Genomic DNA, 22,376 nt, shown 5'->3' on the forward strand with positions numbered 1-22,376 from the left:
GAGCCGCGCACCGCCTCGGGCCTGCGCGCGGAGATTCGCCGGGCATTGTGCGCAGGCGCCGGAGCGCGTGCTTGTGCCTGCGTGCCAGGCCGCTTGCTCAGACTGCCAAGCGGCTCAGGCCTCCGGCCGGTAGCGCTTGCGGTACTCGCCGGGCGACACGCCGAAGCGCGCCTTGAAGGCGGTGGAGAAGTAGCTGGAGTCGGAGAAACCCCAGGCGTAGCCGAGCGCCGACAGCTTCAGCTCGCTGCCGGCGTGGCGCAGCGCCTCGGCGCAGAAGTCCAGGCGGCGGTTGCGGATGTACTGCGCCACCACCAGCTGGCGGCGGGCGAACATCCGGTACAGGCCGCGCAGCGACACGCCGATCTCGCGGGCGATCAGCTCCGGGCTCAGCTCAGGCTCGCAGAGGCGCCGGTCGATCAGCGTCACCGCGCGGCGGAACAGCCGCTCGTGCGGATCGTCGTCGCTGTCGACGCCGGCCAGCGCCGGGCGCAGCAGGCTGAGCAGGGCATCCAGGGTCGCCTCGCTCTCCGCCAGGCTCAGCCCTTCCTGGCGCGCCGACTCGCGCACCAGACTGTTGGCCAGCACCGCCACCGGGGTGTGCGCGGCGATCCGCGCGCAGCTGCGCACGCCGGAGAAGCGCAGGCTGCGCTCGACCACCTCGCGCGGCAGGATCAGGCTGAGCTGGCGCGAACTCTCGCCGTACTCGAACTCGCTGGGCCGCGCCGCATCGATCAGGGTGATGTCGCCGGGAGCGAGGACGATGCGCTGGGTGTCCTGGGCCATCTGCGCGCGGCCTTCGAGCTGGAACACCGCGAAGTAGCCCTTGTCCTCGCCGGCGGCCAGCTCGCGCTCGGTGCGGTACAGCCGCGCGTGGGCGATGTCGTTGAACGACATCTGCAGCGCGCCGCTCTGGTACTGCTCGATGCGCCCGGCGAACGCGTCGCCCAGCGCCTTGGCGCAGAAGCGCCCGCACAGCTCGTTGACGCGCTGCAGCCAGCCGTCGAGCGCCTGGTCCCGCGCCATGTGCCTGCTGTTCATTCGCCACCTCCCGGCATGTTCAGCCTGGCGCAGCCCGGCAGCGCCGCTCAGGACACGCCCTTGGGCTTGACCTCGGAGAGCGGCAGACGCGGCCGCTCGGCTTCCGGCTCGGCGAGCGGCGCGCACTCCTCCAGCTGGGTCAGGCAGCGCTCGGCGAGCACCTGGTACTCGCGGGTACCGGCCTGCTTCCAGGCCACTTCCTTGTCGCTGAGCTGACGGGCGACCCGCGCCGGCGCGCCCATCACCAGCGACTGCTCCTCGCAGGCGAAGCCGGCCTTGACGAAGGCGCAGGCGGCGACGATGGAGCGCGGCGCGATCTGCGCCTCGTCCATCACCACCGCGTTCATCCCGACCATGGCGTCCTCGCCGATCTGGCAGCCGTGCAGCACCGCGCCGTGGCCGACGTGGCCGTTGCGGGCGATGCGGGTGACGCTCTCCGGGAAGCCGTGGATCACGCAGGTGTCCTGCAGGTTGGCCCCCTCTTCGAGGACGATGCGCCCGAAGTCGCCGCGCAGGCTGGCCAGCGGACCGACGTAGCAGCCGGGGCCGACGATCACGTCGCCGATCAGCACTGCGGTGGGATGGACGTAGGCGGTGGGGTGCACCACCGGGGTGACCCCGGCGTAACGGTAGCAGGGCATGGCAAATCCTCGTTTCTTGTTGTTTTCAGCCCCGGCAGGCGCAACCTGCCGGGGTCGGGCAGCGGCGCTTATGCGCCGGCGACGTGGCGGCGGCTCTGCACCACCACGAAGCGCCGGGCGACGAAGGCCGCGTCGGTCAGCGCGGCATTCGCCGCCGGGTTGGCGCCGGTGCCGTGGAAGTCGCTGAACGCCGCCGACTGGTTGACGAACAGGCCGTTGTCCAGATTGACCGACAGCGCCACGCCGACATCCTGCGCCAGTTCCTCGGCCTGCTCCAGCACTTGCGCGTCGGTCGAGTATACCGCCAGGGTCAGCGCGCCCTTCTCGCTGAGGGTCTCGCGCACCAGCTGCAGGCTGTGGGCGGTGTCGTCGGTGGCGATGACGAAGCCGATCGGGCCGAAGCGCTCCTCCGCGTAGGCTTCGCGGGCGCTGGCGTCGACCTTGAGCAGCAGCGGGGTGCGCACGCGCGCCTCGGGGTACTCGGGATGCACACGCGCCTCGCTGTCCAGCAGCACCTCGCCGAGCGCGCGGCAGGCATCGATGCGCGCCAGGGTGGCCTCGGACTGGATGCAGCCGAGCACCGTGCAGGCGCGCTCGTTGTCGGCGAGGAACTTGCTCACCGCGCCGGCCAGCGCCTGCGCCACCTCGTCGAAGCCGAGCACGCCCTCGGCGGTGCGGATGCCGCCGCGCGGCACGTAGATGGCCTGCGGCGCGGTGCACATCTGCCCGGAATACAGGCTGAGGCTGAACGCCAGGTTGCGCGCCACCGCCTTCAGATCGGTCACGCTGTCGATCACCACGCTGTTCAGGCCGGCCTTCTCGGTGAACACCTGGGCCTGGCGGGCGTGGTCCTCCAGCCAGTTGCCGAAGGCGCTGGAGCCGGTGAAGTCGATCACCTTGATGCGCGGGTCGAGGGCCAGTTGCTTGGCCACCGGGGCGTCGAGGCTGTCCGGCACCAGGCTGACCAGCGCCGGGTCGAAGCCGGCCTCGGCGAGCACCTGCTGGCAGACCCGCACGGTCATCGCCACCGGCAGGATGGCGCCGGGGTGCGGCTTGACCAGCACCGGGTTGCCGGTGGCCAGGCTGGCGAACAGGCCCGGATAGGTGTTCCAGGTCGGGAAGGTCGCGCAGGCGATCACCAGGGCGATGCCGCGCGGCACGATGTGGAAGCGCTTGTCGACCACCAGCGGGTCGAGCTTGCCCTGCGGCTTGGTCCAGCGCGCCGTTTGCGGCACCTCGCGCAGCAGCTTCCAGGCCTGGGCCACCGCTTCCAGACCGCGATCCTGGGCGTGCGGGCCGGTGGCCTGGAAGGCCATCGGCAGGCCCTGCCCGGTGGTGTGCACGGCGGCGTGGGCGAAGTCGAAGCTCTGCGCGTTGAGGCGCTGGAGGATTTCCAGGCACACGCCGATCCACGCCTGCGGACCGGCGACGCGCCAGGCCGGCAACTGCGCCTGCAGATGACTCAGCAGGGCGTCGGTGTCCGGCTGGTCGTAGCTGATGCCCAGGTCGAAGCCGTAGGGCGAGCGCTCGCCGCCGACGCGGCCGGCGACCGCCGGGCAGGCCAGTTCGAAGTGGCGGCCCTGCAGCGCGGCGAAGTTGGCCGGGCCGGCGGCGGCGGCCTCCTCGCCGTAGGGACGCTGGCTTTCCGGGTAGGGCGTCCAGTGCTCGCGGCTGGCGATGGCGGCGATGGCGCGGTCGAGCAGCGGCTGGTGGCGGGCGAACAGGTCGAGAGCGGAAACGGAAGCGGGCACGGCGGGGATCCTCGGGGTGGCGCGCCGGAGCGACGGCCTCAAGCAAGACATTTGTCTAATCCGGCGAGTTTTTCTTGTATCACATCAACATAACCGCCGCCGGCGGAGAAATCCACACGCGGGGCAAAGCCCTTGCCGATCAAGGGAATACCGGCAGCGCATGGCCAAACCGGACGATTCCCCGCCACTTCGGGGCCGATTTGCCGCCCGACGGCCCGCCCGCGGCAGCCGACAAATGGCGATAAAACAGACACGGAAAATGACTTTGTATTTATTGATCCGTATCACTTTATGGGTATACTCGGGCGAAACGGCTGCTCCGCAGAACGCCTGAAACGCCCCGCACAGAGGGCTGGTCGCGGACGCAACAACAACTCCAATAAACCGGCCCGGCGCCACAGGCGCCCATGCGTGCCCGAGGATGTGTCCATGCCTCAGACCCTCAGCGTCCTGCCGCCCGAACAGGGCGTGCGCCTGATCACCCTGCAGCGCCCCGAAGCGCTCAACGCCCTCAACACCCAGCTGCTCGGCGAACTCGCCGCCGAGCTGGACGCCGCCGAAGCCTGCGCCGACACCCGCGCCGTGGTCATCACCGGCAGCTTGCGCGCCTTCGCCGCCGGCGCCGACATCAAGGAGATGGCCGAGCGCGATCTGGTCGGCATCCTCGAAGACCCGCGCCTGGCCCACTGGCAGCGCATCACCCGCTTCTCCAAGCCGCTGATCGCCGCGGTCAACGGCTTCGCCCTCGGCGGCGGCTGCGAGCTGGCCATGCACGCCGACATCCTCATCGCCGGCGAGGACGCCCAGTTCGGCCAGCCGGAAATCAACCTGGCGATCATGCCCGGCGCCGGCGGCACCCAGCGCCTGCTGCGCGCGGTGGGCAAGTCGCTGGCCATGCAGATGGTCCTCACCGGCGAGCCGATCAGCGCCCGCCGCGCCCTCGAAGCGGGCCTGGTCAGCGAGATCACCCAGCCCGAGCTGACCGTCGAGCGCGCCGTGGCCATCGCCCGCAAGATCGCCGAGAAGGCGCCGCTGGCGGTGCGTCTGGCCAAGGAAGCCCTGCTCAAGGCCGAGGACACCGACCTGGCCAGCGGCCTGCGCTTCGAGCGCCACGCCTTCACCCTGCTGGCCGGCACCGAGGATCGCAACGAGGGCATCCGCGCCTTCCAGGAAAAGCGCAAGCCGGCCTACAAGGGCCGCTGAGCGCTCCCGCCAGCGCCCGCGCCTGTCGCCCGAGAGCCTTCCGGGGGTGCCCCGCGCCCCTCTACTAATAAATAGAGAACGCCTTCATGAGCTTCGAACACATCCTCTTCACCATCGAGCAGGGCGTCGCCACCCTGACCCTCAACCGCCCGGAGCAGCTCAACAGCTTCAACGCGCAGATGCACAAGGAAGTCCGCGAAGCGCTCAAACAGGTACGCCAGAACCCCGAGGTGCGCTGCCTGCTGATCACCGGCAGCGGCCGCGGCTTCTGCGCCGGGCAGGACCTGGGCGACCGCAACGTGGCGCCGGGCGCCGCCGCCCCGGACCTGGGCGAGTCGATCGAGAAGAACTACAACCCGCTGATCCGCGCCCTACGCGACCTGCCGATGCCGGTGATCTGCGCGGTCAACGGCGTGGCCGCCGGCGCCGGCGCCAACATCGCCCTGGCCTGCGACATCACCCTGGCGGCGAAGTCGGCCAGCTTCATCCAGGCCTTCTGCAAGATCGGCCTGGTGCCGGACTCCGGCGGCACCTGGACCCTGCCGCGCGCGGTCGGCATGGCCCGCGCCAAGGCCCTCGCCCTGCTGGGCGACCGCCTCAGCGCCGAGCAGGCCGAGCAGTGGGGGATGATCTGGCGCTGCGTCGACGATGCCGCCCTGCAGGACGAGGCCCTCAAGCTGGCCCGCCAGCTGGCCACCCAGCCGACCTACGGCCTGGCGCTGATCAAGCGCGCACTGAACGCCAGCGCCAGCAACAGCTTCGACGCGCAGCTCGACCTGGAGCGCGACCTGCAGCGCCTGGCCGGGCGCAGCGAAGACTACCGCGAAGGCGTCGCCGCCTTCATGGCCAAACGCACCCCCGAATTCAAGGGCCGCTGAGATGACCGCACTGCATAAAGACGCCGCCATCGCGGTGATCGGCGCCGGCGCCATGGGCGCCGGCATCGCCCAGGTCGCCGCCCAGGCCGGCCATCCGGTGGCCCTGTTCGACACCCGCGAAGGCGCCGCCGCCCAGGCCATCGCCGGCATTGCCAGGCAGCTCGGCAAGCGCGTCGAGGCGGGCAAGCTGGACGCCGCCGAGCGCGACGCAGTGCTCGCCCGCCTGAGCCCGGCCGCCCGCCTGGAAGATCTCGAAGGCAGCGCCCTGGTGGTCGAGGCCATCGTCGAGAACCTGCAGGTCAAGCGCGAGCTGTTCGAGAAACTGGAAGCCATCTGCGGCGACGACTGCATCCTCGCCAGCAACACCTCCTCGCTGTCGATCACCTCGCTGGCCGCCACTTTGCAGCGCCCCGAGCGCGTCGCCGGCCTGCACTTCTTCAACCCGGCGCCGGTGATGGCGCTGGTCGAGATCGTCGCCGGCCTGGCCAGCGACAAGGCGGTGGTCGACTGCCTGTACGCCACCGCCAAGGCGTGGGGCAAGAAGCCGGTGCATACCAAATCGACCCCGGGCTTCATCGTCAACCGCGTGGCCCGGCCGTTCTACGCCGAGAGCCTGCGCCTGCTGCAGGAAGGCGCAGGCGACTGCGCCAGCCTCGACGCCCTGCTGCGCGACGCCGGCGGCTTCCGCATGGGTGCCTTCGAGCTGACCGACCTGATCGGCCACGACGTCAACTACGCGGTGACCTGCTCGGTGTTCGACGCCTACTACGGCGACTTCCGCTTCCAGCCCTCGCTGATCCAGAAGGAACTGGTCGACGCCGGCCGCTTCGGCCGCAAGAGCGGCCGCGGCTTCTACGACTACGCCGAAGGCGCCGAGCGCCCGGCGCCGCAGAGCCTGCCGGCCGCCGCCAAGCCCGCGTGCGTGGTGGTGGAGGGCGACCTCGGCCCGGCCTCTGCACTGGTCGAACGTCTCGAAGCCGCCGGCATCGAGATCGTCCGCCGCGATGGCGCCGGCCTGATCCGTGTCGGCGAGGCGGTGCTGGCGCTGAGCGACGGCCGCATGGCCGCCGAGCGCGCCCGTGACGAAGGCCTGCGCAATCTGGCGCTGTTCGACCTCGCGCTGGACTATTCGAAAGCCACCCGTCTGGCCGTGGCCTTCGCTGCCGACTGCGACGCGAGCACCCGCGAAGCGGTCGCCGGCCTGCTGCAGGCCGCCGGCATCAGCGTGACCGCAGTGACCGACAGCCCGGCGCTGGTGGTGCTGCGCACCGTGGCGATGCTCGCCAACGAGGCTGCCGACGCCGTGCTGCAGGGCGTCGGCTCTGCCTCCGACATCGACCTGGCGATGTGCGCCGGGGTCAACTATCCCAAGGGCCCGCTGGCCTGGGCCGATGCCATCGGCGTCGGCACCGTGCTGACCGCGCTCGACCACCTGCAGCGCAGCTACGGCGAGGACCGCTACCGTCCGTCCCTGCTGCTGCGCCGCCTGCACTGCGCCGGAGAGCGTTTCCATGGCTGACAACAACAACGAACTGACGCCCCAGCAACTGGCCGAAGCCTGCGCCGCCGCCATGAACGAGCGCGACCTGGCGGTGCGCCACCTCGGCATCAAGATCCTGCGCGTGGCGCCGGGTGCGGCCGACCTGCAGATGACCATCAGCGAGATCATGATCCAGGGCCACGCCAGCTGCCACGGCGGCTACCTGTTCACCCTCGCCGACTCGGCCTTCGCCTACGCCTGCAACAGCTACGACGACGTCTGCGTCGCGCTCGGCTGCAGCATCGACTACATCGCCCCCGGCCGCCTCGGCGACGTGCTCACCGCGCGCGCCACCGAAGTCAGCCGCAGCGGCCGCACCGGCAACTACGACGTGCGCATCGAGAACCAGCACGGCCAGCTGATCGCCGTGTTCCACGGCAAGTCCTACAAGATTCGCGGCACCGTCCGCCAGCAGGAGAATGAGGCATGAGCGAAGCCCTGATCATCGACGCCATCCGCACCCCGATCGGCCGCTACGCCGGCGCGCTGTCCGCCGTGCGCGCCGACGACCTCGGCGCGGTGCCGCTGCGCGCGCTGATGGCGCGCAACCCGCAGGTCGACTGGACCGCCGTCGACGACGTGATCTTCGGCTGCGCCAACCAGGCCGGCGAGGACAACCGCAACGTCGCGCGCATGTCCTCGCTGCTCGCCGGTCTGCCGATCAACGTGCCGGGCACCACCGTCAACCGCCTGTGCGGCTCGGGCATGGACGCCATCGGCAGCGCCGCCCGCGCCCTGCGCTGCGGCGAGGCCCAGCTGATGATCGCCGGCGGCGTGGAATCCATGTCGCGCGCCCCGTTCGTCATGGGCAAGGCCGAGAGCGCCTTCTCGCGCTCGGCCGAAATGTTCGACACCACCATCGGCTGGCGCTTCGTCAACGCCATCATGAAGAAGGAGTTCGGCATCGACTCGATGCCGGAGACCGCCGAGAACGTCGCCGAGCAGTTCAACGTCTCGCGCGCCGACCAGGACGCCTTCGCCCTGCGCAGCCAGCAGAAGACCGGCGCGGCCATGGCCCGCGGCCGCTTCGAGCGCGAGATCGTCCCGGTGGAGATTCCCCAGCGCAAGGGCCCGGCCAAGGTGGTCGAGCAGGACGAGCACCCGCGTCCGGACACCACCCTGGAGCAGCTGGCCAAGCTCGGCACGCCGTTCCGCGACGGCGGCAGCGTCACCGCCGGCAACGCCTCGGGCGTCAACGACGGCGCCTGCGCCCTGCTGCTGGCCAGCCCGGCCGCCGCCGCCCGCTACGGCCTCAAGGCCCGCGGCCGCGTGCTGGCGATGGCCAGCGCCGGCGTCGAGCCGCGCATCATGGGCATCGGCCCGGTGCCGGCGACCCGCAAGGTGCTGGAGCTGGCCAACCTCAGCCTGGCCGACATGGACGTGATCGAACTCAACGAGGCGTTCGCCGCCCAGGGCCTGGCCGTGCTGCGCGAGCTGGGCATCGCCGACGACGACGCGCGGGTCAACCCCAACGGCGGCGCCATCGCCCTCGGCCACCCGCTGGGCATGAGCGGCGCGCGCCTGGTCACCACCGCGCTCAACGAACTGGAAGAACGCCAGGGCCGCTACGCGCTGTGCACCATGTGCATCGGCGTCGGCCAGGGCATCGCCATGGTCATCGAGCGCCTGTAAGACCGCGCCCTGCCCGCCGTCGCGCCAGCCAGCGGCGAGCGGGCCAGGGTGGTACAACATCCGCAGCACGACAATAAAAGAACGGGCGGCCTCGCCAGTCGCCCGTGGCTCCACACAAGAACAACGAGAGATGCCATGAACGCCATGAACGATGCCCGCCTGCAATCCGCCCTGCTCGACCCGATGGAAACCGCCAGCCTCGATCAGCTGCGCGCCCACCAGCTGGAGCGCCTGCGCTGGACCCTGCAGCACTCCTACGACAACGTGCCGGTGTACCGGCAGAAGTTCGACGCCCTGGGCGTGCACCCCAGCGACCTGAAGTCGCTGGAAGACCTGGCCAAGTTCCCCTTCACCGGCAAGAGCGACCTGCGCGACAACTACCCGTTCGGCATGTTCGCCGTGCCGATGGAGCGCGTCTCGCGCATCCACGCCTCCAGCGGCACCACCGGCCAGCCCACCGTGGTCGGCTACACCGCCAACGACATCGACACCTGGGCCAACCTGGTGGCGCGCTCGATCCGCGCCGCCGGCGGCCGTCCGGGCGACCGCATCCACGTCGCCTACGGCTACGGCCTGTTCACCGGCGGCCTCGGCGCCCACTACGGCGCCGAGCGCCTGGGCTGCACGGTGATCCCGATGTCCGGCGGCCAGACCGAGAAGCAGGTCCAGCTGATCAAGGACTTCCAGCCGGACATCATCATGGTCACCCCCTCGTACATGCTCAACATCGCCGACGAGCTGGAGCGCCAGGGCATCGACCCGCACAAGCTGCCGCTGCGCCTGGGCATCTTCGGCGCCGAGCCGTGGACCGGCCAGCTGCGCGGCGAGCTGGAAAGCCGCCTGGGCATCCAGGCCATGGACATCTACGGCCTGTCCGAGATCATGGGCCCGGGCGTGGCCATGGAGTGCGCCGACTGCAAGGACGGCCCGACCATCTGGGAAGACCACTTCTACCCGGAGATCATCGACCCGGTGACCGGCGCGGTGCTGCCGGACGGCCAGATGGGCGAGCTGGTGTTCACCTCGCTGTCCAAGGAAGCCCTGCCGATGATCCGCTACCGCACCCGCGACCTGACCCGCCTGCTGCCGGGCACCACTCGCGCCATGCGCCGCATCGACAAGATCACCGGACGCAGCGACGACATGCTGATCATCCGCGGGGTCAACGTGTTCCCCACCCAGATCGAGGAGCAGGTGCTGAAAGTCAAACAGCTTTCCGCCCAGTACGAGCTGCATGTGTATCGCAACGGCAACCTCGACGGCATGGACGTGCTGGTCGAACTCAAGCCGGAGTTCGAGCACCTCGACGACATCGAGCGCCAGGCGGTGAGCCGCGAGCTGTCCCACCACATCAAGAGCAACGTCGGCATCAGCACGCGGATCAACATCTGCCCGTGCTTCACCCTCAAGCGCTCGGAAGGCAAGGCCTCCCACGTGGTCGACAAGCGCAAGGCCGTCTGAGCCCGCCGCATCCCCTTTCGGCCCCGCTTCGGCGGGGCTTTTTTCTGCCCGCGAGAAGCCCGCTGCGCCGATCATGCCCACGCTCTGCGTGGGCACGCCGCCACGGGCGCTCCAGCGCCCAGGGACGCGGAGCCTCCCGTCCCGGGCTCCCACGCCGGAGCGTGGGAGCCATCAGGCTCAGCGGCTCTGAAAACCCCTCCGCTCATTGCGAAAAATCACAAAGCGACACTGAAAGTATTTTCTTGCATGTGATTTGTGTATCACATATAAATATCGAACGCCCGGGCGCTGCCCTGCCTGCAACCATGGCTGGAGAAAACAAGAAAATGTACGCACAACTCGTCGAAACCGGAGTCAAGCGCGTCAAGAGCCTCGAGGAGATGTCTCCCGAGGAGCGCGCCTTCCAGGAACGCATCGATGCCGAGATCAAGATCGAGCCGAAGAACTGGATGCCGGATGCCTACCGTCAGACCCTGATCCGCCAGATCTCCCAGCACGCCCACTCGGAAATCGTCGGCATGCTGCCGGAAGGCAACTGGGTCACCCGCGCACCGACCCTCAAGCGCAAGCTGCAGCTGATGGCCAAGATCCAGGACGAGGCCGGCCACGGCATGTACCTGTACAGCGCCATGGAAACCCTCGGCGCCGACCGCGATGCGGAAATCGAGAAACTGCACAGCGGCAAGGCCAAGTATTCGAGCATCTTCAACTACCCGACGCTGAACTGGGCCGACATGGGCGCGGTGGGCTGGCTGGTCGACGGCGCCGCCATCGTCAACCAGGTGGTGCTGCAGCGCACCTCCTACGGCCCCTACTCGCGCGCGATGATCCGCATCTGCAAGGAAGAGAGCTTCCACCAGCGCCAGGGCTACGAAATCCTCCTGACCATGATGCGCCACGGCACCCAGGCGCAGAAGGACATGGTCCAGGACGCCATCAACCGCCTGTGGTGGCCGGCGCTGATGATGTTCGGCCCGAGCGACGCCGACTCGCCGAACAGCGCCCAGTCGATGGCCTGGAAGATCAAGCGCATGAGCAACGACGACCTGCGCCAGCGCTTCATCGACCAGACCGTGCCGCAACTGGAATTCCTCGGCTGCACCGCGCCCGACCCGGACCTCAAGTGGAACGAGGAGCGCGGCCACTACGACTTCGGCCCGATCAACTGGCAGGAGTTCTACGACGTACTCAAGGGCAACGGCCCGTGCAACCGCGAACGCATCGCCACCCGCCGCAAGGCCATCGAGGACGGCGCCTGGGTCCGCGAAGCCGCCGTCGCCCACGCTGCCAAACGCCAACAAAAACAAAAAGTCGCCTGACCGGAGAACCCCACCATGTCCGAATGGATCCTTTTCGAAGTCTTCGTCCGCTCCAAGCACGGCCTGAACCACAAGCACGTCGGCAGCGTCCATGCCGCCGATGCCAACATGGCCCTGGAAAGCGCCCGTGACCTGTACACCCGCCGCAACGAAGGCGTGAGCATCTGGGTGGTGCCCTCGGCACAGATCACCGCCACCGCCGGCGACGAGAAAGAGCCCTTCTTCGACCCGTCCCAGGACAAGGTCTACCGTCACGCCAGCTTCTACGAGCTGCCCGACGAAGTCGGCCACATGTGAGGACGCCGGTCATGACTGACAACAAGAACGACCTGATCGAATACCTCCTGCGCCTCGGCGACAACGCCTTGGTCAACGGCCAGCGCCTGTGCGAATGGTGCGGCCGCGCCCCGGCGCTGGAAGAGGAAATGGCGCTGATGAACGTCGGCCTCGACCTGGTCGGCCAGGCGCGCAACTGGTACGAGTACGCCGCCGAGCTGCTCGCCGACGGCCGCGACGCCGACCAGCTGGCCTTCCGCCGCGACGAGCGCGCGTTCCGCAACTGCCTGCTGGTCGAGCAGCCCAACGGCGACTACGCGGTGACCACCGCCAAGCTGTTCTTCTTCGACGCCTGGCACCTGCACACCCTCAAGGCGCTGTCCGCCTCCCGGGACGCGCGCATCGCCGCGATCGCCGCCAAGGGTCTCAAGGAAGTCACCTACCACCTGCGCCGCTCCGGCGAGTGGGTCGAGCGTCTGGGCGACGGCACCGAGGAAAGCCGCCGCCGCATGCTCGCCGCCATCGACGAGCTGTGGCGCTTCACCCACGACCTGCTGGCCGGCGACGAGATCCAGCAGCGCCTCGCGGGCGCCGGTATCGCCGCCGACGCCGAGAGCGTGGCGGCCGCCTGGCAGGCCAGCGTCGAGCAGTTGTTCGAGCGCGCCAGCCTGCCGGTGCCGCAGCCGGCCAGCTACTTCTATCTGGACGGCAAGCGCGGCCTGCACACCGAGCACCTGGGGATTCTGCTGGCCGAGATGCAGTTCCTGCAGCGGGCCTACCCCGATGCGACCTGGTAACGACCTGCCCACCCTGCCGACCGGAGGTGCCATGAGCATTGCAGCCGATCTCGACGCCCTGTTCGGCCCCCGCGCCGACAGTGCCGCGCCCAGCGCACTGATCGCCTCCGACGGCGGCGCGCGCGAGGCGGACGCATCCGACCTGCCGCGCGCGCGCCAGGTGCTGGAGCAGGTGATGGACCCGGAAGTGCCGGTGGTCAGCGTGGTCGACCTCGGCATCGTCCGCGAGGTCGACTGGCACGACGGCCACCTGCGGGTGGTCGTCACCCCGACCTACTCCGGCTGCCCGGCCACCGAGCTGATCGAAAGCGAGATCGCCCGGGCGCTGGAGCAGGCCGGCTTCCGTACCCCGCGCATCGAACGGCGCCTGGCGCCGGCCTGGACCACCGACTGGATCAGCGCCCAGGGCCGCGAGCGCCTGCGCGTCTACGGCATCGCCCCGCCGTCGGGCAGCAGCAGCAAGCGCAGCCTGCTCGGCGAGCCGGACACGGTCTGCTGCCCGCAGTGCGGCAGCCAGGACACCGAAGTGGTCAGCCAGTTCGGCTCCACCGCCTGCAAGGCGCTGTACCGCTGCCGCTCCTGCCTGGAGCCCTTCGACTATTTCAAGTGCATCTGAACGGCTCGCCCACAGCGCCGGCTTGAGCCTGGAGAACAATAAAATGAGCAAGTTCCATACGCTGACCATCCGCGAAGTGCGCCCGGAAACCCGCGACACCGTGTCGGTGGCCTTCGCCGTGCCCGAAGACCTGCGGGACAGCTTCCGCTACACCCAGGGCCAGCACCTGGTGATGCGCACCCGGATCGACGGCGAGGAAGTGCGCCGCTCCTATTCGATCTGCTCGGCGGTGAGCGACAACGACCTGCGCGTGGCGATCAAGCGCATCCCCGGCGGCCTGTTCTCCAGCTTCGCCAACGAGCAGCTCAAGGTCGGCGACACCCTGGAAGTGATGCCGCCGGCCGGCCACTTCTCCATCGCCCTGGACCCGGCGCGCGCCGGCAACTACCTGGCGGTGGCCGCCGGCAGCGGCATCACGCCGATCATGTCGATCGTCAAGACCACCCTGGAAACCGAGCCGGACAGCCGCTTCACCCTGATCTACGGCAACCGTTCCAGCGCCGCGACCATCTTCCGCGAGCAGCTCGAGGACCTGAAGAACCAGTACCTCGACCGCCTCAACCTGATCTTCGTGTTCAGCCGCGAGCAACAGGACATCGACCTGTACAACGGCCGCATCGACGCCGCCAAGTGCGACGCGCTGTTCTCCCGCTGGCTGGACGTGCCGAACCTCGACGCCGCCTTCATCTGCGGCCCGCAGGAAATGACCGAAGCGGTGCGCGATGCCCTGCGCCGCCACGACCTGATCGCCGAGCGCATCCACTACGAGCTGTTCACCGCCGGTACCCCGGGCGCCAGCGCGCAGAAGCGCGAAGCGCGCGCCGCGGCGCAGAGCGAAGGCGCGGTCAGCCAGGTCACCGTGGTCAGCGACGGCCGCAGCATGACCTTCGACCTGGCGCGCAACACCCAGAGCGTGCTGGACGCCGGCAACGCCCACGGCATGGACCTGCCCTACTCGTGCAAGGCCGGGGTGTGCTCCACCTGCAAGTGCAAGGTGATTGAAGGCGAGGTGGAGATGGACGCCAACTTCGCCCTGGAGGACTACGAGGTTGCCGCCGGCTACGTGCTGTCCTGCCAGTCCTTCCCGGTCAGCGACAAGGTGGTGCTGGACTTCGACCAGCTCTGAGCCCCCGCCACACCCGCGGCGCCCCGGCGCGCCGCGGCACAGAACAATCGCGGGCGGCCATGACCGCCCGTCTTGCCTTGCTTCGGGAGACTCCCTGATGACCACCCTACAAAGTTTCATCGGCGGCCGCTGGATCGGCGCCGACGCCGCCCAGGCGCTGAAGAGCGCCATCGACGGCCAGATCGTCGCCCACACCCACGCCGAGCGCCCCGACTTCGCCGAGGCCGTCGGCTTCGCCCGGCGCAACGGCAGCCAGGCGCTGAACCGCCTGGACTTCCAGAGCCGCGCGCAGATTCTCAAGGCGCTGGGCAAGTACCTGATGGAGCGCAAGGAGTCGCTCTACGCGATCAGCCACCACAGCGGCGCAACCCGCATGGACAGCTGGATCGACATCGAAGGCGGCGCCGGCACCCTGTTCGCCTACGCCAGCCTCGGCACCCGCGAGCTGCCCTCCGGCAACCTGATCCACGAAGGCCCGGCCATGCCGCTGGGCAAGCAGGGCCACTTCGCCGGCACCCACATCCTGGTGCCGCGCGGCGGTCTGGCGGTGCACATCAACGCCTTCAACTTCCCGATCTGGGGCATGCTGGAGAAGTTCGCGCCGACCTTCCTCGCCGGCATGCCGTGCATCGTCAAGCCGGCCACCGCGACCAGCTACGTCACCGAGGCCTGCGTGCGTCTGATGCACGAATCCGGCCTGCTGCCCGAGGGCAGCCTGCAGCTGGTGGTCGGCAGCACCGGCGACCTGCTCGACCGCCTCGACGGCCAGGACGTGGTGACCTTCACCGGCTCGGCCGACACCGCCGCCAAGCTGCGCGTCACCCCCAACCTGATCCGCCACTCGGTGCCCTTCACCGCCGAGGCCGACTCGCTGAACTGCGCGATCCTCGCCCCGGACGTGACCCCGGACGACGAGGAGTTCGAGCTGTTCGTCAAGGAAGTCGCCCGCGAGATGACGGTCAAGGCCGGGCAGAAGTGCACCGCCATCCGCCGCATCATCGTTCCCGACAACCGCCTCGACGCCGTCGCCGAACGCCTGGCCGCGCGCCTGACCAAGGTGGTGGTCGGCGACCCGAGCAAGGACGGCGTGAAGATGGGTCCGCTGGCCTCCCACGACCAGCTGGACGACGTCTCCGGCCGCGTCGAGGCGCTGCTGGCCAGCAGCGAGCTGCTGTTCCGCGGCGAGGCGCAGTTCGTCGGCGACAAGGTCGCCGAGGGCGCGTTCTTCGCCCCGACCCTGCTCAAGAGCCGCGACCCGCACGCCGAAGGCGGCGCCCACGACATCGAGGCCTTCGGCCCGGTCAGCACCCTGATGGGTTACGGCGACATCGACGAGGCCGTGGCCCTGGCCGCGCGCGGCAAGGGCAGCCTGGTGTCCACCCTGGTGACCCGCGACCCGCGTATCGCCGCGAAAGTGGTGCCGGCCGCTGCCGCCTGGCACGGCCGCGTGCACGTGCTGGACGCCGAGGCGGCCAAGGAGTCCACCGGCCACGGCTCGCCGCTGCCGCAGCTCAAGCACGGCGGCCCCGGCCGCGCCGGCGGCGGCGAGGAGCTGGGCGGCCTGCGCGCGGTCAAGCACTACCTGCAGCGCGCCGCGGTGCAGGGTTCGCCGACCATGCTCAGCGCCATCACCGGCGAGTACGTGCGCGGCGCCAAGGTCATCGAGACCGAGGTGCACCCGTTCCGTCGCCACTTCGAGGAGCTGCAGATCGGCGAGTCGCTGCTGACCCACCGCCGCACCGTCACCGAGGCCGACCTGGTCAACTTCGGCTGCCTGTCGGGCGACCACTTCTACATGCACTTCGACGAGATCGCCGCCAAGGAATCGCAGTTCGGCAAGCGCATCGCCCACGGCTACTTCGTGCTGTCGGCGGCCGCCGGCCTGTTCGTCTCCCCTGGCGTCGGCCCGGTGCTGGCCAACTACGGCCTCGACACCCTGCGCTTCGTCAGCCCGGTGGGCATCGGCGACACCATCCAGGCGCGCCTGACCTGCAAGCGCAAGATCGACCAGGGCAAGCAGTCCAGCCTCGGCACTCCGCAGGGCGTGGTGGCCTGGGACGTGGAGGTCACCAACCAGAACGGCGAGCTGGTCGCCAGCTACGACATCCTCACCCTGGTGGCCAAGCGCGGCTGAGCCCCTGCGCCGGCCCCGCGGGCCGGCCCGTGTTCCCCTCGCCCGCCCGGGCGAGGCGCGGGGTTGCGGGACTGCGCGCCCGCCCCCATCCCCAGGACGGTTTGCGGCGCGGCCCAGGGCCGGCGCTCCGCCACAAGCGGGGCCCGCTCCTCGGCCCGCCCCAAGCCCCTGCCGCACACCCTCCCCCTCCGCACCTGTCGCCGCATGAACCGTCGCGCACAGGCGACGACCGGCGCCCTTTGTCCCGCCCGGCCGCCGGCAGTGCGGCGCCGGCCTGTTAAACTCGCGCCTCCGCTTCGAACGATCCGAACCCCATGTCACGACTCAATCCCCGCCAGCAGGAAGCCGTGAACTACATCAGCGGCCCGCTCCTGGTGCTGGCCGGCGCCGGTTCCGGCAAGACCAGCGTGATCACCCGCAAGATCGCCTACCTGATCCAGCAGTGCGGCATCGCCGCCCGCCACATCGTCGCGGTGACCTTCACCAACAAGGCCGCGCGCGAGATGAAGGAGCGCGTCGGCAGCCTGCTGCGCGGCAAGGAAGGCGCCGGCCTGACCGTGTCGACCTTCCACAACCTCGGCCTCAACATCATCCGCAAGGAGCACGCCCACCTGGGCTACAAGAGCGGCTTCTCGATCTTCGACGAGCAGGACGTCAAGGCGCTGCTCGCCGACATCATGCAGAAGGAGTACCAGGGCGACGACGGCGTCGACGAGGTGAAGAACCTGATCGGCGCCTGGAAGAACGACCTGATCCTCCCCGAACAGGCGCTGGAAAAGGCGCGCAACCCGCGCGAGCAGACCGCCGCGATCGTCTACCTGCACTACCAGCGCACCCTCAAGGCCTACAACGCGGTGGACTTCGACGACCTGATCCTGCAGCCGGTCAAGCTGTTCCAGGACCACCCCGAGGTGCTGCAGAAATGGCGCAACCGGGTGCGCTACATGCTGGTCGACGAGTACCAGGACACCAACGCCAGCCAGTACCTGCTGGTGAAATTGCTGGTGGCCGAGCGCGCACAGTTCACCGTGGTCGGCGACGACGACCAGTCGATCTACGCCTGGCGCGGCGCCCGCCCGGAAAACCTGATGCAGCTCAAGGAGGACTTCCCCAGCCTCAAGGTGGTGATGCTGGAGCAGAACTACCGCTCGACCAGCCGCATCCTCAAATGCGCCAACGTGCTGATCGCCAACAACCCCCACGTGTTCGAGAAGCAGCTGTGGAGCGAGATGGGCCACGGCGACGAGATCCGCGTGATCCGCTGCAAGAACGAGGAGGCCGAGTGCGAGCGCATCGCCATGGAGATCCTCACCGAGCACCTGCGCAGCGGCCGTCCGTACAGCGACTTCGCGATCCTCTACCGCGGCAACTACCAGGCCAAGCTGATGGAGCTGAAGCTGCAGCACCACCAGGTGCCCTACCGCCTGTCCGGCGGCACCAGCTTCTTCGCCCGTCAGGAAGTGAAGGACCTGATGAGCTACTTCCGCCTGCTGGTCAACCCGGACGACGACAACGCCTTCCTGCGGGTGATCAACGTGCCGCGCCGCGAGATCGGCTCGGCGACCCTGGAGAAGCTCGGCAACTACGCCGGCGCGCGCCAGCTCAGCATGTTCGCCGCCTGCGACGAGCTGGGCCTGGCCGAGCACCTCGACGCCCGCTTCGTCGAGCGTCTGGCGCGCTTCAAGCACTTCATCGACCGGGTGCGCCGCGCCTGCAGCGAGGAGGAGCCGATCGCCGCGCTGCGCCAGATGATCGTCGACATCGACTACGAGAACTGGCTGAAACAGAACAGCTCCACCGACAAGGCCGCCGAGTACCGGATGAGCAACGTCTGGTTCCTGCTCGACGCGCTGAAGAACACTCTGGAGCGGGACGAGGACGGCGACATGACCATCGAGCAGGCCATCGCCAAGCTGGTGCTGCGCGACATGCTGGAACGCCAGCAGGAGGAAGAGGACGGCGCCGAGGGCGTACAGATGATGACCCTGCACGCCTCCAAGGGCCTGGAATTCCCCTCGGTGTTCATCATGGGCATGGAGGAGGAGATCCTCCCGCACCGCTCCAGCATCGAGGCCGACACCGTCGAGGAGGAGCGCCGCCTGGCCTACGTCGGCATCACCCGCGCCAAGCGCAACCTCGCCATCACCTTCGCCGCCAGACGCAAGCAGTACGGCGAGGTGATCGACTGCGCGCCGAGCCGCTTCCTCGACGAACTGCCCGCCGAAGACCTGCAGTGGGAAGGTCTCGACGACACCCCGGTGGAGGTCAAGGCGGTGCGCGGCAACAGCGCGCTGGCGGACATCCGCGCGCTGCTCAAGCGCTGAAGCGGCCGCCGCCTGCGGGTAGAATGCGCCCCCCGCCCCCATCCAGCGACGATCCGCCATGCACGCCGACGCCCTCGCCACCCTGCAGCAGCAGCTCCTCAGCGCCCTGAGCGCCGCCCCCGCCGAGACCCGCCGGCTGTTCCACGGCCGCGGCCGGCGCTGGCCGGGGCTCGAACACGTCACCGTGGACTGGCTGCAGGGCGTGGTGCTGGTGGCGCTGTTCCGCGCGCCGGAGGCGGCCGAACTGGAGCGCCTGCTGGCCATGCTGCAGGCCGTCGCCGCCAGCGCCGAGTGGCGCCAGAGCGGCGCCCACCACCTGCTGCTGCAGCACCGCTACCTGCCCGACAGCCGCACCGACTGGCTGCTGGGCGAGCCGCTGGAGGAGTGGCTGATCGACGAGGACGGCCTGCGCTACAAGCTCGACCTGGGCCGCAAGCAGAACAACGGCCTGTTCCTCGACATGCGCTACGGCCGGCGCTGGGTGCGCGAGCAGGCCGCCGGCCGGCGGGTACTCAACCTGTTCGCCTACACCTGCGGCTTCTCGGTGGCGGCCATCGCCGGCGGAGCCGCGCAGGTGGTCAACCTGGACATGGCCCGCGCCGCGCTCAGCCGCGGCCGCGACAACCACCGCCTCAACGGCCACGATCTGGCGCGGGTCGAATTCCTCGGCCACGAGCTGTTCAAGTCCTGGGGCAAGGTGCGCAAGTCCGGCCCCTACGACCTGGTGATCATCGATCCGCCGTCGTTCCAGAAGGGCAGCTTCGCGCTGACCAGCGACTACCGCAAGATCCTCCGCCGCCTGCCCGAGCTGCTCGCCGAGCGGGGCACGGTGCTGGCCTGCGTCAACGACCCGGCCATCGGCCCGGACTTCCTGATCGACGGCATGGCCGCCGAGGCGCCGCAGCTGCGCTTCGCCGAGCGCCTGGACAACCCGCCGGAGTTCGCCGACATCCATCCCGACAGCGGCCTCAAGGCGCTGGTGTTCCGCCGCGCCGACTGATGCGGGCCTAGGGCTCGGCGTAGAGCGCCGCCAGGCTGTCGCGCAGATCGCTCAGCCGCGCCCCGGCGGCCGGATCGCGGCGCACGATGCGCAGGCCGGTGGCGGCGTCGCCCAGGTCGAGCAGCGTCTCCGCGCCGTTCGCCGCCAGCACCCGCACCCTCGGCGTCAGCAGCGAGCCGGGGTGCTGCTCGACCACCCGCGCCAGCCGCCCATCGCTGAGGCGCACCAGCGAGCCGACCGGGTAGATGCCGATGGCCTTGACGAAGGCCTGGAACAGCCCGTCGTCGAAGTGCCCCTGCCAGGTCGCCATGCGGTGCAGCGCCTCGGCCGGGTCCCAGGCGTGCTTGTAGACCCGCTCGGACGTCACCGCGTCGTAGACGTCGCAGATCGCGCACATGCGCGCCAGCAGGCCGATCCGCTCGCCCGCCAGGCCGTGGGGATAGCCGCTACCGTCGAGCTTCTCGTGGTGATGCAGGCAGGCGTCCAGCACCGCCGCGTCGATCCGCCCGTCGCGGCAGAGGATGCGGTGACCGGCCTCGGGGTGGCCGCGGACGATGGCGAACTCCGCGTCGCTGAGGCGTCCCGGCTTGTTGAGGATCGCCTCGGGAATCGCCGCCTTGCCCAGGTCGTGGAGCAGCCCGGCCATCCCGGCCGCGCGCACCTGCGCCTCGTCGAGGTCGAGCTGCCGGGCCAGGGCGACCATCAGCGCGCAGACCGCCACCGAATGCATGTAGGTGTAGTCGTCGGCGCTCTTCAGCCGCGCCAGGCCGATCAGCGCATGGGGATGGCGCTCCACCGAGTCGCGGATTTCGTCGAACAGCGGCTCGAAGCGCCCGACATCCACCGCCTGGCCCAGCCGCACGCTGGCGAGCATCTCCGACACCGCGGCGCGGGCCGACAGGCAGACCTGCTGCGCCTGGCGCGCCTCCACCTCGATCGCCAGCGCGCTGAGCGGTGGCGGCACGGCTGGCGCTGCCGGGGTGTCGCTGCCCTGCGCGGTGTCGATCCACACCGCCAGCACCCCGGACTCGCGCACGCGGCGCAGGGCCAGCTCGTCGCCGAGCAGAAAACGCCGGCTCCACAGCGCGTGGCGCCGCGAACCGCAGAACTCGTGGACGAACATGCCGACCTGCAGGTCGGCAACTGCTATGCGCTTGAGCATGATCCCTGGCACTCGCACGGGCAGACGAAAGCTCCCTCAGCGGGCGATTATCCACTCTCCGCCCCGGCGCCGAACAGCCCGGCGGCGCTCCGTTTCCTTATGTCGAGGCTCGCCATGTCCACCCTGATCTACTGGTTCCGCAACGACCTGCGCCTGACCGACAACCCGGCCTTCGCCCGTGCCTGCCGGCAGGCCGAACGCCTGCTGCCGGTCTACTGCCACGCTCCCGAGGCCGCCACCGACTGGGGCTTCGCCCGGCTCGGCGCGCCGCGCCGGGCCTTCCTCGCCGCCGGCCTCGACGACCTCGCCGGGCAACTGGCCGCGCGCGGCAGCCGCCTGCTGGAACTCCACGGCCCGGCCGCCGAGCGGCTGGCGGAGCTGGCCCGCGCCGTCGGCGCCAAGGCGGTCCACGCCGAGGCGATTGCCGCCCCGGAGGAGCTGCAGGAGGAAGCGGCGCTGCGCAGCGCCGGCCTGCGCCTCGAAACCCACTGGCAGTCCAGCCTGCTCGACCCCGCCGCACTGCCGTTCCCCTGCGCCGAGCTGCCGGCGGTGTTCAGCGCCTTCCGCAACCGCGTCGAGCGCACCGGCGTGACGCCGCAGGCGCCGCAAGCGGCCGTCGAGCACCTGCCGCCGCTGCCCGCCGCGGCCGCCGGCCTGGACAACGAGCGCCCGCCGCTCCCGCTCTGGCACGGCGATCCGCGCAGCGCCTTCCCCTTCGCCGCCGGCGAGGGCGCCGCGCAGGCGCACCTGCGGCGCTACTTCGCCAGCGACCTGCCGGTGCACTACAAGGCCACCCGCAACGGCCTGTGCGGCGCCGACTACTCCAGCAAGCTGTCGCCCTGGCTGGCCAGCGGCGCGCTGTCGCCGCGCAGCGTGCATGCCGCCCTGCGTACCCACGAGGCCGCGTATGGGGCCAGCGACGGCAGCTACTGGCTGTGGTTCGAGCTGCTCTGGCGCGACTACTTCCGCTTCCTGCACCGGCAGCACGGCGCGCGCCTGTACCGCGCCCGCGGCCTGGCCGAACGGGCCGCCACACCGCGCCACGACGCCGCAGCCTTCGCCCGCTGGTGCCGGGGACAGACCGGCGAGCCGCTGGTGGACGCCGGGATGCGCGAGCTGGCCGCCAGCGGCTACCTGTCCAACCGTATGCGCCAGGTCGTCGCCAGCTACCTGATCCACGACCTCGGCGGCGACTGGCGCGCCGGCGCCGCCTGGTTCGAGGCGCAGCTGCTCGACTACGACGTCTACAGCAACCAGGGCAACTGGCTGTACATCGCCGGGCGCGGCACCGACCCACGCGGCGGGCGGCGCTTCAACCCGCAGAAACAGGCCGCCGAGTACGACCCGCAGGGCGTCTACCGCGCACTGTGGGCCGGGGACTGACGGAGCGCCCCGGGCCACTGGCACAAACGCCGGCGCTGGGCGATGATGCGCGCCTCGCGCCAGTAGGCACCAGGCAGGGATCGCCGTCATCGTTC

The 22,376-nt window shown here is 69.9% G+C and carries 19 protein-coding genes; 15 read left to right on the forward strand and 4 right to left on the reverse strand.

Annotation, left to right across the window (positions count from 1 at the left end; genetic code table 11):
* Positions 1-114: 114 nt before the first annotated feature.
* The 3 genes from feaR to paaN form a co-directional block, all read right to left on the reverse strand.
* Positions 115-1,038: a transcriptional regulator FeaR gene (gene feaR, locus BLU22_RS04460; RefSeq protein ID WP_090212445.1), complete on the reverse strand. Its 924-nt coding sequence runs from the start codon at positions 1,036-1,038 to the stop codon at positions 115-117.
* 47 nt (positions 1,039-1,085) lie between these two features.
* Complete coding sequence (paaY, locus tag BLU22_RS04465; protein ID WP_090212446.1) at positions 1,086-1,679, reverse strand: phenylacetic acid degradation protein PaaY; 594 nt, start codon at positions 1,677-1,679, stop codon at positions 1,086-1,088.
* A 68-nt stretch (positions 1,680-1,747) separates the two neighbouring features.
* A complete protein-coding gene (paaN, locus tag BLU22_RS04470) occupies positions 1,748-3,430 on the reverse strand; it encodes a phenylacetic acid degradation protein PaaN (RefSeq protein ID WP_231975276.1) in 1,683 nt (560 codons plus the stop codon).
* Positions 3,431-3,859: 429 nt separating this feature from the next.
* Here paaN and paaF point away from each other — a divergent pair, with 429 nt between their 5' ends.
* The 14 genes from paaF to BLU22_RS04540 all read left to right on the forward strand — a co-directional run bounded on the left by paaF (position 3,860) and on the right by BLU22_RS04540 (position 19,736).
* Entirely contained in the window at positions 3,860-4,633 is a 774-nt protein-coding gene (paaF, locus tag BLU22_RS04475) for a 2,3-dehydroadipyl-CoA hydratase PaaF (RefSeq protein WP_090212449.1), read from the forward strand.
* 86 nt (positions 4,634-4,719) lie between these two features.
* Positions 4,720-5,511 carry a 2-(1,2-epoxy-1,2-dihydrophenyl)acetyl-CoA isomerase PaaG gene (gene paaG / locus BLU22_RS04480; RefSeq protein ID WP_090212451.1) on the forward strand — a complete coding sequence of 264 codons (792 nt, stop codon included), beginning with the start codon at positions 4,720-4,722 and terminating at the stop codon, positions 5,509-5,511.
* Between the two features lies 1 nt (position 5,512).
* Positions 5,513-7,030, forward strand: a complete 1,518-nt coding sequence (paaH, locus tag BLU22_RS04485; RefSeq protein ID WP_090212452.1) for a 3-hydroxyacyl-CoA dehydrogenase PaaH — start codon at positions 5,513-5,515, stop codon at positions 7,028-7,030.
* The gene (paaI, locus tag BLU22_RS04490) at positions 7,023-7,481 is read left to right on the forward strand and encodes a hydroxyphenylacetyl-CoA thioesterase PaaI (protein WP_090212454.1); all 459 of its coding nucleotides are present in this window, start codon (positions 7,023-7,025) and stop codon (positions 7,479-7,481) included. Before paaH ends, paaI begins: the two co-directional genes overlap by 8 nt.
* On the forward strand, positions 7,478-8,683 hold the full coding sequence (pcaF, locus tag BLU22_RS04495) for a 3-oxoadipyl-CoA thiolase (protein WP_090212455.1): 1,206 nt from the start codon (positions 7,478-7,480) through the stop codon (positions 8,681-8,683). The genes paaI and pcaF overlap by 4 nt, the downstream gene beginning before the upstream one ends.
* A gap of 135 nt (positions 8,684-8,818) precedes the next feature.
* Positions 8,819-10,144, forward strand: coding sequence for a phenylacetate--CoA ligase PaaK (gene paaK, locus BLU22_RS04500; RefSeq protein ID WP_090212457.1), 1,326 nt, complete (start codon positions 8,819-8,821; stop codon positions 10,142-10,144).
* Between the two features lie 326 nt (positions 10,145-10,470).
* Positions 10,471-11,463: a 1,2-phenylacetyl-CoA epoxidase subunit PaaA gene (paaA, locus tag BLU22_RS04505; protein ID WP_090212458.1), complete on the forward strand. Its 993-nt coding sequence runs from the start codon at positions 10,471-10,473 to the stop codon at positions 11,461-11,463.
* A gap of 15 nt (positions 11,464-11,478) precedes the next feature.
* Complete coding sequence (gene paaB / locus BLU22_RS04510) at positions 11,479-11,760, forward strand: 1,2-phenylacetyl-CoA epoxidase subunit PaaB (RefSeq protein WP_090212460.1); 282 nt, start codon at positions 11,479-11,481, stop codon at positions 11,758-11,760.
* An 11-nt stretch (positions 11,761-11,771) separates the two neighbouring features.
* On the forward strand, positions 11,772-12,536 hold the full coding sequence (gene paaC, locus BLU22_RS04515; RefSeq protein WP_090212462.1) for a 1,2-phenylacetyl-CoA epoxidase subunit PaaC: 765 nt from the start codon (positions 11,772-11,774) through the stop codon (positions 12,534-12,536).
* Between the two features lie 31 nt (positions 12,537-12,567).
* Complete coding sequence (paaD, locus tag BLU22_RS04520) at positions 12,568-13,152, forward strand: 1,2-phenylacetyl-CoA epoxidase subunit PaaD (protein WP_090212463.1); 585 nt, start codon at positions 12,568-12,570, stop codon at positions 13,150-13,152.
* 43 nt (positions 13,153-13,195) lie between these two features.
* Positions 13,196-14,278, forward strand: coding sequence for a 1,2-phenylacetyl-CoA epoxidase subunit PaaE (paaE, locus tag BLU22_RS04525; protein ID WP_090212465.1), 1,083 nt, complete (start codon positions 13,196-13,198; stop codon positions 14,276-14,278).
* A 97-nt stretch (positions 14,279-14,375) separates the two neighbouring features.
* Positions 14,376-16,412 (forward strand): phenylacetic acid degradation bifunctional protein PaaZ, encoded by a 2,037-nt coding sequence (gene paaZ, locus BLU22_RS04530; protein ID WP_090212466.1) that lies wholly within the window; start codon positions 14,376-14,378, stop codon positions 16,410-16,412.
* A gap of 314 nt (positions 16,413-16,726) precedes the next feature.
* Positions 16,727-18,736 carry a DNA helicase Rep gene (gene rep / locus BLU22_RS04535; RefSeq protein ID WP_090212468.1) on the forward strand — a complete coding sequence of 670 codons (2,010 nt, stop codon included), beginning with the start codon at positions 16,727-16,729 and terminating at the stop codon, positions 18,734-18,736.
* A gap of 58 nt (positions 18,737-18,794) precedes the next feature.
* Positions 18,795-19,736, forward strand: a complete 942-nt coding sequence (locus BLU22_RS04540) for a class I SAM-dependent methyltransferase (protein WP_090212470.1) — start codon at positions 18,795-18,797, stop codon at positions 19,734-19,736.
* 7 nt (positions 19,737-19,743) lie between these two features.
* Here BLU22_RS04540 and BLU22_RS04545 read toward each other — a convergent pair whose 3' ends face one another.
* Positions 19,744-20,898, reverse strand: a complete 1,155-nt coding sequence (locus BLU22_RS04545; protein WP_090212471.1) for an HD-GYP domain-containing protein — start codon at positions 20,896-20,898, stop codon at positions 19,744-19,746.
* 114 nt (positions 20,899-21,012) lie between these two features.
* Between BLU22_RS04545 and BLU22_RS04550 the strand changes: the two genes are divergently transcribed.
* On the forward strand, positions 21,013-22,281 hold the full coding sequence (locus tag BLU22_RS04550) for a DASH family cryptochrome (RefSeq protein WP_090212473.1): 1,269 nt from the start codon (positions 21,013-21,015) through the stop codon (positions 22,279-22,281).
* Positions 22,282-22,376 lie beyond the last annotated feature (95 nt).

The sequence above is a fragment of the Pseudomonas guangdongensis genome (assembly GCF_900105885.1).
Classification (GTDB): domain Bacteria; phylum Pseudomonadota; class Gammaproteobacteria; order Pseudomonadales; family Pseudomonadaceae; genus Geopseudomonas; species Geopseudomonas guangdongensis.